Here is a 17,676-nt window from a genome sequence, read left to right as displayed (position 1 = left end):
GCATACTATGTCAACATTACTTAGAGGCGGCAAAATATTAATTAATGGTGAATTAATAGAACGAGATATTAGAATTAAGGATGGAAAGATTACTGAAATCGGTGAAAAATTAAATGTCTACGATTCAAAAATTATCGATTTAAACGGACAGTTTGTATCTCAAGGTTTTGTCGATGTGCACGTTCATTTACGTGAACCAGGTGGCGAACATAAAGAAACGATTGAAACAGGTACAAAAGCTGCAGCACGTGGGGGATTCACAACTGTATGCCCGATGCCAAATACGCGTCCTGTACCAGATTCAGTAGAAAACCTGGAGGCATTAAACGCTTCAATTGAAAAGAATGCGAAAGTTCGTGTATTACCATATGCTTCTATCTCTGTGCGACAAAAAGGTGAAGAACTTGTTGATTTTACAGCACTAAAAGAGCATGGGGCATTCGCTTTTACAGATGATGGTGTCGGCGTACAAACTGCGTCAGTAATGTATGAAGCGATGCAACAAGCAGCAGCACTTGATATGGCAATTGTTGCACATTGTGAAGATAATTCACTGATTTATAGCGGTGCGATGCATGAAGGTAAAGTGAGCAAAGCATTAAATATTCCGGGTATCCCATCAATTTGTGAAGCGGTTCAAATTGCTCGTGACGTGTTACTTGCTGAAGCAGCGGATTGTCACTACCATGTATGTCACGTGTCAAGTAAAGAAAGTGTTCGAGTCATTCGTGATGCGAAACGTGCAGGCATTAAAGTCACTGCAGAAGTTACGCCACATCACTTATTATTGAATGAAGAAGTAATCACAAAAGATGACGCGATTCTTAAAATGAACCCGCCGTTACGTGCAAAAGAAGATCAGGAAGCGTTAATTGAAGCGTTATTAGATGGCACGATTGATTTTATCGCAACAGATCATGCACCACACGCTGCTGATGAAAAAGCACAACCGATGACGAAATCACCTTTTGGTATCGTTGGTAGCGAAACAGCATTCCCATTACTATATACAAAGTTCGTTAAAAATGGAGACTGGACTTTACAGCAATTGATTGATTATTTAGCAGTAAAACCTGGTGAAGTATTTAACTTACCATATGGCAAACCATTAGAAGTTGACGCTATCGCAGATATTACTGTTATTGACTTAGATGAAGCGTATGAAATAAAAGCTGAAGATTTCTTGTCAAAATCAAGTAACACACCATTTATCGGTGAAAAAGTATTCGGTAACGTAACGAAGACATTTGTAGAAGGACAATTAGCTTATGAGGGGGCACACCATGCGTAATAAAAAATATTTAGTATTAGAAGACGGTACAGTTTTTAATGGCTATGCATTTGGTAGCGATAAAGAAGTAGTTGGAGAAATCGTATTTAACACTGCGATGACAGGTTATCAGGAAACATTGTCTGATCCATCTTATACTGGACAAATCATCACTTTCACTTATCCATTAATCGGTAACTATGGTATTAACAGAGATGACTTTGAAACATTAAATCCATCATTAAAGGCGATGGTTATTCGTGAATTATGTGATTTTCCAAGTAACTTTAGAAATACTGCAAGCCTTGATGAAACATTAAAAAGTTATGATGTGCCTGGTATTGACGGTGTTGATACACGTCAATTAACTCGAATCATTAGACAGTATGGTGTCTTACGTGCAGCGCTAATCAATGATGCTTCTAAAGTTGATGAAACGATTGCTTCGTTAAAAACAACTGAGTTACCTACAGATGAAGTCGCACAAGTCTCTACAAAAACACCATACATCTCAACAGGTAGTGACTTACGTGTTGTACTAATCGACTTTGGTAAAAAAGAAAATATCGTTCGAGAATTAAACTTACGTGGCTGTGACGTTACTGTAATGCCTTATACTACAACTGCTGAAGAAATCTTACGTGTACAACCGGATGGGGTAATGCTTTCAAACGGGCCAGGTAATCCAGAAGTTGTGACTGAAGGAATTGAAATGATTAAAGGAATTTTAGGAAAAGTGCCATTCTTCGGTATTTGTTTAGGACATCAATTATTCAGCTTAGCGTGTGGCGCAACGACTTTCAAATTAAAATTCGGTCACCGAGGAGCGAATCATCCTGTTAAAAATTTAGCAACGGGTAAGATTGAAATAACGTCTCAAAACCATGGTTATGCAGTTGATGCTGATTCTATTACAAATACAGATCTAGAAATTACGCATATCGCTTTAAACGATGGCACTGTTGAAGGTGTTAAACATAAAACGGTACCAGCATTTTCGGTACAATATCACCCTGAAGCATCTCCAGGGCCACATGATCCAAACTATTTATTTGATGAATTTATCGATTTAATGACTAACTTTAAGGAGCGTACAAAATAATGCCTAAACGTAATGATATTAAAACAATTCTAGTGATTGGATCAGGTCCAATTATTATCGGTCAAGCAGCAGAATTTGACTACGCCGGTACACAAGCATGTCTTGCCTTAAAAGAAGAAGGATACAAAGTTATTCTTGTGAACTCAAATCCAGCAACCATCATGTCAGATACAGAAATTGCAGATAAAGTTTATATCGAACCATTAACATTAGATTTCGTTGCGCGTATCATTCGTAAAGAACAACCAGATGCTTTACTGCCAACATTAGGTGGTCAAACAGGGTTAAATATGGCTGTTCAATTAGAAGAAGCGGGTATCTTAAAAGAAAACAACGTTAAACTATTAGGTACAGAATTATCCTCTATCAACCAGGCAGAAGATAGAGACTTATTCAGAAGCTTAATGTACGAATTAGATGTGCCGGTACCTGAAAGTGATATCGTTAATACGGTTGAACAAGCAGTTAATTTTGCAAATGAAATTGGTTACCCAGTAATTGTACGCCCGGCATTTACGATGGGTGGTACAGGTGGGGGTATTTGTCACGATGAGAGAGAATTAATTGAAATCGTAACGAATGGTTTAAAATATTCACCAGTAACACAATGTTTAATTGAAAAATCAATCGCAGGTTATAAAGAAATTGAGTATGAAGTGATGAGAGACTCAAATGATAATGCAATTGTAGTTTGTAATATGGAAAATATTGATCCGGTGGGTATTCATACGGGTGATTCAATCGTAGTTGCACCTTCACAAACATTAAGTGATAAAGAATATCACATGTTACGTGATGTATCATTAAGAATCATTCGTGCGTTAAAAATTGAAGGTGGATGTAACGTACAGTTAGCATTAGATCCACATTCATTTAATTATTATATTATCGAAGTTAATCCACGTGTATCACGTTCATCAGCATTAGCTTCGAAAGCAACAGGATATCCAATCGCAAAGCTGGCAGCGAAGATAGCGGTCGGTCTAACATTAGATGAAATGTTAAATCCGGTAACAGGTACGAGCTATGCGGCATTCGAACCAGCGCTTGACTATGTTGTATCTAAGATTCCGCGTTTCCCATTCGATAAATTTGAAAAAGGTGAACGTGTATTAGGAACCCAAATGAAAGCAACTGGGGAAGTCATGGCAATCGGACGTACTTACGAAGAGTCATTATTAAAGGCAATTCGTTCTTTAGAATATGGCGTACACCATTTAGGATTACCTAACGGTGAAAATTTCGAATTGGATTTCATTGAAAAACGTATTAAAGAACAAGATGATGAGCGTTTATTCTTTATTGGTGAAGCAATTCGTCGTGGAATTTCTTTAGATGATATTCATGAATGGACGAAGATTGATTACTTCTTCTTAAATAAATTCCAACATATTATCGATATTGAGCATGACCTAAAGGGACATATTGGCGATATTGATCGTTTAGAATGGGCAAAAAAATATGGCTTTAGCGACCGTGTTATTGCACATCGCTGGAATATGACTGAACGTGAAATCTATGATTTAAGACAAGCAAATAACATCAATCCAGTATTTAAGATGGTTGATACATGTGCATCAGAATTTGAATCTAATACACCATACTTCTATGGTACTTATGAAAATGAAAATGAATCTATTGTAAGTGACAAGAAGAAAGTCATCGTATTAGGATCTGGACCTATTCGTATCGGTCAAGGGGTAGAATTTGATTATGCGACAGTGCATGCTGTATGGGCAATTCGTGAAATGGGTTATGAAGCAATTATCATTAACAATAACCCTGAAACTGTGTCAACGGACTTCTCTATCTCAGATAAATTATACTTTGAACCTTTAACTGAAGAAGATGTTATGAACATTATTAACCTTGAAAAACCTGAAGGTGTAGTCGTTCAGTTCGGTGGACAAACTGCAATCAACTTAGCAGAGAAATTAACGAAATATGGTGTAAAAGTATTAGGGACTTCTTTAGAAAACTTAGATCGTGCTGAAGACCGTAAAGAATTTGAAGCGTTAATGCAAAGAATTGAAATTCCTCAACCATTAGGAAAAACAGCAACGTCTGTAGAAGAAGCGGTAGATAACGCTAACTTTATCGGTTATCCGGTACTTGTTCGTCCATCATACGTATTAGGTGGTCGCGCGATGGAAATCGTATATAATGAGCCAGAACTTGTGGATTATATGAATAGAGCAGTTAAAGCAAGTCCAGAACATCCGGTATTAATTGACCGTTACTTAACAGGTAAAGAAATTGAAGTAGATGCAATCTGTGATGGTAAGACAGTGGTGATTCCAGGTATTATGGAACATATTGAACGTGCTGGGGTTCACTCTGGTGACTCAATCGCAGTTTACCCACCACAAACATTAACTGAAAAACAAATCGATACGTTAGTAGACTACACAACACGCTTAGCGCATGGTTTAGAAATCGTAGGATTATTAAACATACAATTTGTTATTGCGGATGAAGAAGTTTATGTATTAGAAGTAAACCCACGTGCATCTCGTACAGTTCCATTCTTAAGTAAGATTACAGATGTTCCGATGGCGAATATCGCGATGAAAGGTATTTTAGGAGAGTCATTACTGGATAAAGGTTACAAAGAAGGTTTAGTACCATTCAAAGATGGCGTATTCGTAAAAGCACCTGTATTCAGTTTCTCAAAACTTAAAAATGTTGATATTACATTAGGACCAGAGATGAAATCAACAGGTGAAGTTATGGGGAAAGATAAAACGCTTGAAAAAGCATTATACAAAGGGCTAGTAGCAAGTGGATTGCAGGTAAAAGATCATGGTACAGCGTTAATCACTGTAGCAGATAAAGACAAACAGGAAGCGCTGGGACTTGTAAAACGATTACATGAAATTGGCTACCGTATTATGGCAACGCGTGGTACTGCTAAACTATTAAAAGAGAATAATATTCCGGCGGTAGAAGTAAGTAAGATAGGTACAGAATTTAACTTATTAGATGTTATTCGTGATGGACATGTTCAAATTGTTATTAACACAATGACAAATGGTAAGCAAACTGAACGTGATGGCTTCCAGATTAGACGTGATTCTGTTGATAATGGTGTACCTTGCTTAACATCATTAGATACTGCACGTGCATTAATTGAAGTGATTGAGAGTATGACATTTAATATGAATCAAATGTAGGAGGGATCACTATGCAGGAAGAAATGAGAGTCGTAAGTCAACAAAGCATCGCAAAAAATATTTATGAAATTGTACTTGAAGGTCAAATTACGAAAGAAATGACAACACCTGGACAGTTTGTTCATATTAGAGTAGGGAATTCTTCTGAGTTTATGCTACGTCGTCCCATTTCTATTTGCGAAGTTGATCAATCTAAACATACATTAACCTGTTTATATCGTGCAGATGGTAAGGGTACTAAAGTATTATCACAATTAAAACAAGGTGATACTGTTGATATTCTGGCACCACTGGGACATGGATTCCCGGTAGACGCAGCAGGAAATACTGCATTACTTATCGGCGGAGGAATAGGTGTTCCTCCTTTATATGAATTATCGAAACAATTGAATGCGCGTGGCGTTAATACAATTCATATATTAGGTTTCCAATCAAAAGAAGATATATTTTACCTGGAGCAGTTTAGTACTTTAGGTGAAACACATATCGCGACTGTTGATGGTTCTTTTGGTACTCAAGGATTTGTCACTGATGTTATTAAAGCATTACCTAAGACTTATGATACTTTTTATACATGTGGCCCAATCGTGATGATAAAAGCGATAGAAAACGCATTACCGGATACGCCAGGATATGTATCACTTGAAGAACGAATGGGATGCGGTATCGGTGCATGTTATGCTTGTGTATGCAAAGCAGATAATGAAGAAGGTTATGTAAAAATATGTACAGACGGTCCTGTATTTGAGAAAGGAGCGTTAGCCCTATGAGTCGATTAAATGTTAAATTACCAGGATTAGATTTAAAAAATCCGATTATGCCTGCTAGCGGCTGTTTTGCATTCGGAAAAGAATTTGCGAACTTTTATGATTTAAATGAACTAGGTGCCATAATGATAAAAGCTGCTACACCTGAGTTGCGCTTTGGTAATCCAACGCCACGTGTTGCTGAAACTTCAAGCGGTATGATTAATGCGATTGGGTTACAAAATCCTGGTGTTGACCATATTATTGCACATGAATTGAAATGGCTTGAACAATTTGAAACAGCGATTATAGCAAATGTTGCGGGTTCAAAAGAAGAAGATTATGTTGAGGTTGCTGAAAAGATTTCAAAGTCACCAAACGTAAAAGCATTAGAACTGAATATCAGTTGTCCAAATGTCAAAGAGGGTGGTATTCAGTTCGGAACTGACCCAAAAACAGCAGCTGAATTAACACGAAAAGTAAAAGCAGTCTCTCATGTACCCGTATATGTTAAATTATCACCGAACGTTACGAATATCGTAGAGATGGCAGTAGCTGTTGCTGAATATGCTGACGGTATTACTATGATAAATACACTCGTTGGACTTCGTATCAATGAAAAAACAGGTGCACCAATTATTGCAAATGTTGTCGGAGGACTTAGTGGACCTGCAGTTAAACCAATAGCAATGCGTATGGTTTATGAGGTTCGTAAAGCCTTACCTGATTTCCCAATTATCGCAATGGGTGGCGTTACAGATGCACAGGATGTAATTGACTTTATTTCTGTAGGTGCTGATGCTGTTGCAGTAGGTACAGCAAACTTCCAGAATCCTAATGTTTGTATAGATATCATTAACAGTTTACCTGATTATTTAGATAAACTTGGTGTAAACCATATTCTTGAATTAAAAAATAGAACGCATCAATTACTGGAGGCAAAATAAATGTTTCATAAACCGATTATTGCATTAGATTTTAAAAATATGGATGAAGTAAATGCATTTTTAAAACCATTTGATGAACCGTTATTTGTGAAAGTCGGTATGGAATTATTTATGCAGAATGGTCCGGAAATTGTTAAAGTGATTCGTAGTCAAGGCCATGAAATATTTTTAGACTTAAAACTTTATGATATACCTAATACCGTGCGTCAAGCCATGTTAGGTTTAGGAAAGCTAGATATACAAATGGTGAATGTACATGCAGCAGGCGGAAAAAAGATGATGCAGGAAGCGATGAATGGATTGCGTGATGCAGGAAGTGAAGCGAAATTAATAGCTGTAACGCAATTGACAAGTACATCGGAAGCGGTAATGCAAAATGAACAAGGTATACCGCTAACGATCGATGAATGCATATTAAATTATGCCACATTAACACGTGACGCAGGGCTTGATGGTGTTGTATGTTCTGCTAATGAAAGTAAAATGTTAAGAGATGCTTTAGGTGAAGACTTTTTAAAAGTAACTCCAGGTATCAGAACATTGACTGATGCTGTTGGAGATCAAGTGCGTGTAGCGACACCAGAATTCGCTAAAGAGAATGGTTCAACGCATATTGTAGTTGGTAGATCAATCACTCAAGACGTTAATCCTGTAGAAAAATATTATTCAATAAAGAAAGCGTGGGAAAATCATGTTAAGTAAAAACATAGCGAAATCATTATTAGAAATTGGAGCAGTATCTTTACAACCAAATGATCCATTTACATGGTCATCAGGGATTAAAAGTCCGATTTATTGTGATAACCGTTTAACGATGAGTTACCCTGCAGTTCGCGACGAGATTGCTGAAGGTTTAAAAACTTTAGTTGAGGAACATTTCAGTGATGTCGAAGTTTTAGCGGGAACTGCAACAGCCGGCATTCCACATGCTGCTTTTGTTTCTCAAAAGATGAACTTAAAAATGAGCTATGTACGTTCTTCAAGTAAGAAACATGGAAAAGGCAATCAGATTGAAGGGAAAGTTGAACCTGGGCAGAAAGTTGTTGTTGTAGAAGATTTAATTTCTACTGGTGGATCAGCAATAGATGCTGCTGATGCTTTAAAAGCACATGGTGCTGAAGTTTTAGGAATTGTTGCGATATTTAGCTATCAGTTATCTAAAGGTAAAGAACGCTTAGCAGAAAGTGGTTATGAATATTACACATTAAGTGATTTTGATACGTTAATTCAAGTCGCAAAAGAAATGAATAAAATTGAAGCAAGTGATATCGACGGATTAACAGAATGGCGTGACACTTTATAATGTTAAAAAAAACTGTTTAATGTATACTTACATTAAACAGTTTTTTTATGAGGTGACAATATTGGCAGATAAATGGGGACATATTAATAAATTTATAAAGAATCCAACACCTGTGGCTGGGAAAAAAAGAATTGACACTGAAATTAAGGATAACGAAAAATTTTCTAAAAATAAATTGATTGCGCAAGTTAAACGACCTATTAAAGAATTTGATTATCAAATCGACTCTTTCTTTAACTATGTTTATAGAACAGTTGCAATGCCGAATAAAATTATTGATAATCCAAAAAGCAGTAAATATTTTTTCTTTGCAGCACTGAACTTTATCGTCTATTTACTGCTAATATTTGCACTAGGTGCATTTTATTCTACTCAATTTAATGTTGAATCAGGACTAAGAATGACTGTAAGTGGGGCAATTTTCTCCTTAGTTTCAATATTTTTTACATTTCTTATTCAAATGGTAGCATTGAATCGCACGAATAATTTCTATAAAGTATTTGTAGATTCGATCAGCTATTATACTATATATAATCTATTTGTCATATTTGAGCTCATCGCTTTATATTTTTCACCAGAAACAGTGATGCTTTTTTACATTATTCGTTTCTTAATTATCATGACAATTCCATTTAAGCTTTTTGTAACATATCGTGAAATGAATAATATAAAAATGGATGTTTTTCCGTTGCACATTACTTTTATCATTATTATGGTAATCTATATCTTTATTTCTAAAGATATTGAATGGTTAAATTTCTTTAAATTTGCAATGACAAAATAAAACGAGACTGAATTTTTCAGTCTCGTTTTATTTTGTATAAGTTTTATTTACCAAATATCTCATTGTTAATTTTTTCAGCAATTGTATCAATATCATCTGTAATCATTGATACATATAATTTTATTTTAGGTTCAGTACCAGAAGGGCGAAGTGCAATCCATCCTTCTTCAAAGTAGAACTTTAATACATTTGCTGGAGGTAATTCTAATCGAGTGATACTTTCAGCTGTTGTACTTGTCTGCGCTAAGAAATCTTCAGTTTTAATCACTTTATATCCAGCAATTTCAGCAGGTATATTTTGTCGATTTTCACGCATGATCGTATCAATCTTGCTTTTTCCTTCTTGGCCTTCAAATGTATGTGAGAATAATTTTTCCTGATACTTGCCGTATTTAGCATATATCTCATTCATTGCATCTACAATTGTTTTACCTTCATTTTTTAGTTCGCTCGCAAGTTTAATAATCAATGGAACAATTTGTACGGCATCTTTATCGCGTACGAAAGGACCAGCCATAAATCCGTAACTTTCTTCATATCCAAAGATATAATTATAATCTTTATTTGCTTCAAAAGAAGCAATTTTTTCTGCGATAAATTTAAATCCAGTCAATACATCAAACATCTTCACATTATTTTGTTCTGCAATGACTTTACCTAATTCACTTGTCACAATAGACTTTACTGCAGCACGATTTTCAGTGTCTTGTGTTGATTGAATTCTATAATTTAGGAGTAATGCGCCAATTTGATTACCATTAAAATAGTGGAATTGTCCATCAACTTGAGCGACAATACCCATTCGATCAGCATCTGGATCCGTCGCAATCAGTAAATCAGCGTTGCTTTTTTTAGCATACTCAATTGCCATATCAAAAGCATCGTGATCTTCCGGGTTTGCAGATTTTACAGAAGAGAAATCTGCATCTGGTACAGCCTGTTCTTTTACGATTTCGTATTGTGTGAAGTTCAGTGCATCTAAAATCTCAGGCACGATTGGAACACTTGTCCCATGTAAACTCGTAAATACAACCTTTAAGTCTGAAGATGGAATACCTTCAACTAAATTTAATACTTCCTGTTTATATGATTCGATGATGCTTGTTTCTACGTATTCAATTAAACCTTTGCTAACTAAAACTTCTTTATCTTCAGATTGTAAATTGAACACATCATCAATCTTATCAATAAATTCACTTACTTTTGCAGCACCTTCTATTGCTAATTGACCGCCATCTGGTCCATAAATCTTGATACCGTTGTATTCTGGAGGATTGTGACTTGCAGTAATCATCACACCTGCATCTGTTTTAAGGTGTCTTACACAGTAAGAAAGTTCAGGTGTCGTATGATAACAGTCAAACATGAATGTTTTTACGCCATAACTACCAAGTACGCATGCAATCACATCACAAAATTCAGGTGAAAAATGACGTGTATCATAAGCGATAACGACAGTAGCATCTTTTTTCACTTCATTTAAATATTTTGCAAGCCCAGTAGCAACTTTTTGAACTGTGTACTTATTTAATCGATTAGGACCTAGACCGATTTTCCCACGGATACCTGCTGTACCGAATGCAAGTGCACCGACATATCCATCTTCTTTCAATGCTTCAGAAGTGGCTGAATAAACTTCTTGAGTAATTAAACTGTTTTCAATATTTGATTCCCATAATTCACGAACTGACATGTGCTTCCATCTCCTTAGTAATCATCATATATTTATTAAAACAGGTAATGATATCGTTTACAATTAATTTCTATTGGACTTTTCCCTATAATTTCTTTTTTAATACAACATATTCAAAAGGACTGAGATCGTAAAAATTTTTAATTGCAATGTCCTCATTATAGTTCGAAAGAATGACCATAAATTCATCCATTCTTGGCAAGTTAACGATGTGATGCAATGGTGTTGGATTAAAAAGTAAAATGAGTTCGGATTTTGAATCAATTAATAAAATACCGAGCAAAGGATGTTCCAATTCAAATGGAATAATGCGTTTTTTGATTTTATCGATATTTTTAGTTCTAAAAATGCGATGTTCATTTCTAATTTGAATTGCTCTTTTTATCAGATTGATATCATCTTTGTATTTTATGCGTCGGTTCCAGTCAATGCGGTTAATGAAGTCACTTAAATTATACGTATTCCCGTGGCCATATTTAGTTCTGTAAAATTCTTGGCCGGCATGGAGGAACGGGGTACCCAGGGATAAAATTGTAAAGACTGTTGCTAACTGATGAATCATATTTTTTTCTTCTAAAGATTTATTACTTGTATAGTTGATGCGATCAAATAATGTATGATTATCATGAACTTCTACATAGTTCACAGTTTGGTTGACAGGTAACTCGCCTTTGTGTCCAATAAATATATTGAACATTCTTTCATAATACCTGCCACCACCATTAAAATATCCTCGATCCATCAAATTAAAGTTATTACCTTTTAATGTATCTCTAAAATAATCATTGAAAAAATGTATTTCCGGAAGTTTATATGCATTTTCATGCGTTGTTTTAAGTTCTTTCGGAAGTGCTGTAGCGAGATCCCAACCTTCACCAAGTAAAAATGCATTTGGATTATCACGCATGACAACAGACTTAATTTCCTGCATGGTATCAATATCAATCGTTCCCATTAAATCAAAGCGGAACCCATCAATTTTAAATTCATGGATGTAATATTTAATCGTATCAACAAAGAATTTACGCATCATTAGACGTTCTGTTTTTGTGTCATTACCGACGCCTGTTCCGTTGCTTACTGTACCGTCCTCATGATATCTAAAGTAATATCCCGGCACGAGCTTATCAAAACTTGAATTCGGCATATAGAATACATGATTAAATACGACATCTAATATGACGCCAATACCTTTTTCATGAAATGCTTGGACAACCTGCTTTAATTCCTGAATCCTTTTTGCGGCATTAGCAGGTTGTGTTGAATAACTGCCATCGATTGTCTGAAAGTATTCTGGATCATAGCCCCAGTTATATGCTTTTTCAAATTCTACATCGTCAACTCGCGCAAAATCATTGATGGGTAGTAATTCTACATGCGTAATACCTAAACGAGTCAAGTAATCAAAACCTGTTGATTCACCTGTCGATGTTGTCGTATGGGGTTCAATTAATCCAAGTAATTTACCTTTTTTCTCTGGAGAAACCCCACTATTAGGATGCATCGTAAAATCTCTTACATGTACTTCATAAATAAGAGCATCTTTCTGCATTGTTTCAGGACGTGAAAATTCATAGAAACCTTCGAGGTTAGTTTTATTAAAATCGATAACGACAGATTCAGTAGCGTTCAATGTTAATCCTTTTGAGTACGGATCATTTACCTGAATCCATTGGTGGTTAATATATGCATCATAATGATAACTTTGGAGATGGTAATTTCCATATAAAGTGATACGGTGTGTACCATCATTTAATTTTTCCATCGTATGACTCTTATCATTAATATTGAGCTTGATTACTTTTGCAACTGGTGACCACACTGTAAATGTCGTTTTGTTGTCACGAACAATTGCACCAAATTCGTGTTCACGAGCATCAAACATTTGTTCAAAAGTATTCGTTTGGGTAACTTTACCTAATATTACAGGTATTTTTAGTTGTTTGATATGAATAAAATATTTATCTGAAATATCAATAGGTCTATCTGTTTTAAACTTATAGTAAGAATGATTTTCAAAATGATTCGTTTCAATTAAATCGAGATGATGTACAAATTTATTGCTAACAAGCTGGATCGTCTTAAAATAGTTTTGTGGATTTTCGACTAAATCATAATGTAACGTGATAATCTGAAAATCATCAATATATGCTGTGCTCATAACAACCTCCTGATATGATTATTATATCGAGTTTTTCAGTTATTAGTAAATAATATGATATTATTATTAAAATTATGATGACAGATGTATACTAATAATATATAAGCATTTGTGTTATAAATTTTATTATGTTTAACGCCATACAAGTTAACACGAATGTAATATTTTTCTTTGAATTAATTTATACTAATTGACGTAATATTTACAAAATTATCATATAATAAAAGATAGAGAATAGAAGCGGTAAAGGGTGAGGGTATGATTACAGATTTAGACAAATATTTATTTCACCAGGGAACACATTATCAATCTTATTCATTTTTAGGTGCGCATTATCATCCGGAGACGAAAGAAACGACGTTTAGTGTCTGGGCACCAAATGCTTTAGATGTTTCAGTTACATTAGATGAAAATAATTGGACAGGAAATCATTTTAATTTAACTAGAGTTGAGGATAGCGGTATTTTTACAGGAACGTTCAAAGTACATGAGAACACCGCTTATAAATACAAGATAACGCCTCAGAATGGAGAACCTTTTTTAAAGGCTGATCCTTATGCATTTTATGCAGAGAAACGACCACATACAGCTTCAATCGTTCGTAACATTGATTATAATTGGCAGGATAAGCAATGGATGAATAAACGTAAGAAATTTAATCATTTATCTTCTCCGATGAATATTTATGAAGTGCATCTCGGAACATGGAAAAAGCATGAAGCAAATCGTACAGCAGAAGATACGATAGATACTTATACCGATAAAACGCACTATTCATATCTCGAAATGGCAGAAAAGCTTGTTCCATATTTAGTTGAAATGGGTTATACCCATGTTGAACTGATGCCGATAACCGAACATCCTTTTGACTTAAGCTGGGGATATCAAGTGACAGGATATTATGCGCCGACATCGAGATTCGGGACACCTCAGGATTTTAAGTATTTTATCGATCAATGTCATCAGCATAATATCGGTGTCATTCTTGATTGGGTACCCGCACATTTCTGTAAAGATGAACATGGATTACGTATGTTTGATGGTACACCACTTTTTGAATATCAAGATATGTATCGTGCAGAAAAGCGTAGCTGGGGAACATTGACTTTTGATTTTGGGCGTACAGAAGTTCAGAGCTTTTTAATCTCAAATGCTATTTTCTGGTTAACAGAGTATCATGTAGATGGCTTAAGAGTAGATGCAGTGCATAGTATGACAGACCTCAACTTTGAGAACTATGAAGCTCATGAGAAGATTTATAATGATGAAGGAACAAATGAACATAAAGAAGCGGTTGCTTTTATAAAGAAATTAAATGATGAAATTCATAAAGCTGTACCACATGCAATTATGATAGCAGAGGATTCTTCTGATATTACGTCCATTACAACACCTGTTAAAGATGGTGGGTTTGGATTTGATTATAAATGGGATCTGGGATTTATGCATGATACATTAGATTATTTTGAAGTGGCTCCGGAGGACAGACAAAGGTATCATAATCACCTCAATTTCCCGATGATGTATCGATATAATGAACATTATATATTGCCGTTTTCACATGATGAAGTTGTTCATGGGAAATTATCAATGCTTGATAAAATGCCTGGAGACGAATGGAGAAAGTTTGCACAATATAGATTATTATATGGCTATCAATTGACACAACCTGGTAAGAAACTAAACTTTATGGGTAGTGAAATTGGAATGTATGCTGAATGGAAAGATAAAGATCAAGTAGACTGGTTCTTATTGGATTATCCTGTACATAGTGGCTTACATCGTTTCATAAAAGATTTTAATAAATTGTATTTAAGAGAGAAAGCATTATTTGAACAGGATTTTAGTCACGATGGATTTCAATGGATTGATGCAGATAATAATGAACAGCGTTTATTGAGTTATATACGTCGGGCAAAAGATGGTACTGAACTCATCGTACTATTAAATTTCTCACCTGAAGTTTATTATGATTTTAAAGTTGGTGTATCAGAACCAGGAAAATATCGGGAGTTATTTAATTCAGATGCTAAGCAATATGGCGGTTCAAATCAAGTAATATCAAAATATTTATTTAGTAATCCAAACCCTATGCATGGTTTAAATCATTCGATACAAGGGAAAATACCACCATTAGGTTTTGTTATTTATAAGAAAGTTAAGGAGCGAAAAAATTTATCTAAATAAAGAATTTTTTTCAAGAAAACTATAAATAATTTAAGAATAGGGGATTTCAAAATGGCTAAAGAAATTGTTGGTATGTTATTAGCAGGTGGTAAAGGTACAAGGTTAGGTCAATTAACAAAAAAGGTGGCAAAACCAGCAGTACCATTTGGGGGGAAATATAGAATCATCGATTTTACCTTAAGTAATTTAACGAACTCAAATATTAATACTGTAGGGGTACTCGTTCAATATGCACCTTTAATGTTAAACCGCCATATTGGTATGGGTAAACCTTGGTCGCTGGATAAACTTGATGGTGGAGTTACAGTCCTTGCACCGTTTGCTGATCAGACTGGTGCTTCATGGTTTGAAGGAACAGCAGATGCAATTACGAAAAATATTCATTTTATCGATCAATATGATCCGGAATATTTATTAATATTATCAGGAGATCATATTTATCAAATGGACTATCAGGCAATGCTTGAACATCATAAAGAAAAGAATGCAGATGCGACGATTTCTGTAATCGAAGTACCTTTTGAAGAAGCAAGTCGATTCGGTATTTTAAATACAGAAGAAGATCTTAAAATTTATGAGTTTGATGAGAAACCGGCAGTTCCTAAAAATAATTTAGCTTCAATGGGAATTTATATCTTTAATTGGAAAGTATTACGTGAATATTTAGTTGAAGATGAAAAAGATACACAGTCTGAACACGATTTCGGGAATGATATTATTCCAAAAATGTTAGCGGATAATAAATTATTATATGCTTATCGTTTTGATGGTTACTGGAAAGATGTTGGTACGATACAGTCATATTGGGAAGCTAATATGGATTTATTAAATGAAGATTTATCTGAATTATTAAATAGTAAGACATGGCCAACATTTTCTCATGAGGCTAATTTACCTCCTCAATTTATTGGCAGTGAAGCGAATATAACTGATTCATTAATTTGTTCTGGGTCATTTATCTTTGGTCACGTTGAACACTCAGTTTTATTTAGTGAAGTTACTGTTGGTAATGGTACTTTCATTAAAGACTCTATTATTCACCCTGAAACAGTAATCGGTGAAAACTGTAAAATTGATAAGGCGATTATCATGGATAAAATAAATATTCCTGATGGCACTGTAATAGATGGTAATAATAGTGAAGAACCAATTGTAGTTGGACGAGATAATTTAAGCGAGTTCACAGGAGGTAGTAAATAATGAGATCATTAATGGGTTTAATTAATATTGAAAATGAACATGATTTTTTAGAAGAATTAACGTATTTTAGAAATGGTGCAAGTGTTCCATTTGCAGGACGTTATCGTCTTGTTGATTTTAGTTTATCTAATATGGTAAATAGCGGTACAAATGAAGTTGCTCTATTTGTTAATCAGAAATATCGTTCATTAATGGACCATTTGGAAAATGGTGATAACTTTGGATTAGATGATAGACTATCTCGTTTATTCGTTTTACCTCCTGATTGGCATGACCCGACAGATATTTCTCGTGGTGACTTGCGTCATTTCCATAACAACCGTGATTTCTTTACAAGATCAAAAGCAACAGATGTTATTATTTCAGGGTCACAGTTTATTGTCAATACTGATTTTAAAGAAGCTTTTAAACATCATATTGAAAGTGATGCTGATATTACACTGATTACAGAACAAAAAGAGCACTTGGAAGAAATGCATCAACCATTGTTACGCGTCAATACAGAAGGTAAACGTGTAACATTTTTAAATCACGACCAGGAAAATCACCATATTTTCACTGGTACTTATATAGTGAAGAAAGATAAATTGTTTGAAATTATGGATTTCTGTATTCAAAACTATAAAGATAATTTCTTTGTTCAAGGTATTCAGGAACGTATGCATGAATTAAATATTATATTTTTTGATATTGAAGAGACAACGATGTATATCAATTCTTTAAAAGCATTTTACAAGTGTAATCTTGATATTTTAGATCCTGATAAATATAAGAAAATATTTATGAAGGAAAATCGTATCAAAACTAAGACTTCTAATCAACCCCCTACAAAGTATAAAGATGGATGTATCGTTAAAAATTCAACTGTTGCTAATGGATGTGTAATTGAAGGCCATATTGAAAATAGTATCTTATATCGTGGTGTAAAAGTTGAAAAGGGCGCAGTGATTAAAAATTCAATTATTATGACGAATTGCTGTATTCATAAAGATGCTTACATTGAAAATGTAATACTTGATAAGGATGTTACGGTTAATGAACATCAAAAGTTAATTGGATCAACAGATAAACCATTTGTAGTTGCCAAACGACAAACAATTTAACAGAAAG

13 protein-coding genes are annotated in these 17,676 nt (G+C 34.6%); 11 read left to right on the top strand and 2 right to left on the bottom strand.

Translation table 11 applies throughout. The annotated features are described in order from the left end of the window. Positions 1-7 precede the first annotated feature (7 nt). The 8 genes from BHX94_RS07725 to BHX94_RS07690 all read left to right on the top strand — a co-directional run bounded on the left by BHX94_RS07725 (position 8) and on the right by BHX94_RS07690 (position 9,325). Positions 8-1,291 (top strand): dihydroorotase, encoded by a 1,284-nt coding sequence (locus BHX94_RS07725; protein WP_111745625.1) that lies wholly within the window; start codon positions 8-10, stop codon positions 1,289-1,291. Beyond that, complete coding sequence (gene carA, locus BHX94_RS07720) at positions 1,284-2,372, top strand: glutamine-hydrolyzing carbamoyl-phosphate synthase small subunit (RefSeq protein WP_111745623.1); 1,089 nt, start codon at positions 1,284-1,286, stop codon at positions 2,370-2,372. Before BHX94_RS07725 ends, carA begins: the two co-directional genes overlap by 8 nt. Beyond that, entirely contained in the window at positions 2,372-5,545 is a 3,174-nt protein-coding gene (gene carB / locus BHX94_RS07715) for a carbamoyl-phosphate synthase large subunit (protein WP_111745621.1), read from the top strand. Before carA ends, carB begins: the two co-directional genes overlap by 1 nt. Positions 5,546-5,550: 5 nt before the next feature. Further along, the gene (locus tag BHX94_RS07710) at positions 5,551-6,315 is read left to right on the top strand and encodes a dihydroorotate dehydrogenase electron transfer subunit (protein ID WP_170120808.1); all 765 of its coding nucleotides are present in this window, start codon (positions 5,551-5,553) and stop codon (positions 6,313-6,315) included. Beyond that, positions 6,312-7,238 carry a dihydroorotate dehydrogenase gene (locus BHX94_RS07705; RefSeq protein WP_111745617.1) on the top strand — a complete coding sequence of 309 codons (927 nt, stop codon included), beginning with the start codon at positions 6,312-6,314 and terminating at the stop codon, positions 7,236-7,238. The genes BHX94_RS07710 and BHX94_RS07705 overlap by 4 nt, the downstream gene beginning before the upstream one ends. After that, entirely contained in the window at positions 7,239-7,940 is a 702-nt protein-coding gene (gene pyrF / locus BHX94_RS07700; protein ID WP_096076828.1) for an orotidine-5'-phosphate decarboxylase, read from the top strand. Continuing rightward, on the top strand, positions 7,930-8,541 hold the full coding sequence (gene pyrE, locus BHX94_RS07695) for an orotate phosphoribosyltransferase (RefSeq protein ID WP_111745615.1): 612 nt from the start codon (positions 7,930-7,932) through the stop codon (positions 8,539-8,541). The genes pyrF and pyrE overlap by 11 nt, the downstream gene beginning before the upstream one ends. A gap of 61 nt (positions 8,542-8,602) precedes the next feature. Then, positions 8,603-9,325: a hypothetical protein gene (locus BHX94_RS07690; RefSeq protein ID WP_111745613.1), complete on the top strand. Its 723-nt coding sequence runs from the start codon at positions 8,603-8,605 to the stop codon at positions 9,323-9,325. 43 nt (positions 9,326-9,368) lie between these two features. Here the strand turns inward: BHX94_RS07690 and BHX94_RS07685 are convergent, their stop codons facing one another. Then, the gene (locus BHX94_RS07685; protein ID WP_111745611.1) at positions 9,369-11,018 is read right to left on the bottom strand and encodes a phospho-sugar mutase; all 1,650 of its coding nucleotides are present in this window, start codon (positions 11,016-11,018) and stop codon (positions 9,369-9,371) included. Positions 11,019-11,103: 85 nt separating this feature from the next. Then, a complete protein-coding gene (gene pulA, locus BHX94_RS07680; protein WP_111745609.1) occupies positions 11,104-13,179 on the bottom strand; it encodes a type I pullulanase in 2,076 nt (691 codons plus the stop codon). Between the two features lie 258 nt (positions 13,180-13,437). On the opposite strand from pulA, the gene glgB reads away from it, so the two are divergent. From glgB to glgD, 3 genes are read left to right on the top strand one after another with little or no spacing between them, the layout of a single operon-like run. Next, positions 13,438-15,366, top strand: coding sequence for a 1,4-alpha-glucan branching protein GlgB (gene glgB / locus BHX94_RS07675; protein WP_111745607.1), 1,929 nt, complete (start codon positions 13,438-13,440; stop codon positions 15,364-15,366). A 51-nt stretch (positions 15,367-15,417) separates the two neighbouring features. After that, on the top strand, positions 15,418-16,566 hold the full coding sequence (locus BHX94_RS07670) for a glucose-1-phosphate adenylyltransferase (protein WP_111745605.1): 1,149 nt from the start codon (positions 15,418-15,420) through the stop codon (positions 16,564-16,566). Continuing rightward, positions 16,566-17,669, top strand: a complete 1,104-nt coding sequence (gene glgD / locus BHX94_RS07665) for a glucose-1-phosphate adenylyltransferase subunit GlgD (protein ID WP_111745604.1) — start codon at positions 16,566-16,568, stop codon at positions 17,667-17,669. Before BHX94_RS07670 ends, glgD begins: the two co-directional genes overlap by 1 nt. Positions 17,670-17,676 lie beyond the last annotated feature (7 nt).

The organism is Macrococcoides bohemicum (genome assembly GCF_003259675.1).
In the GTDB taxonomy this organism is placed as follows: domain Bacteria; phylum Bacillota; class Bacilli; order Staphylococcales; family Staphylococcaceae; genus Macrococcoides; species Macrococcoides bohemicum.
This window is presented reverse-complemented; position numbering and strand designations above follow the sequence as displayed.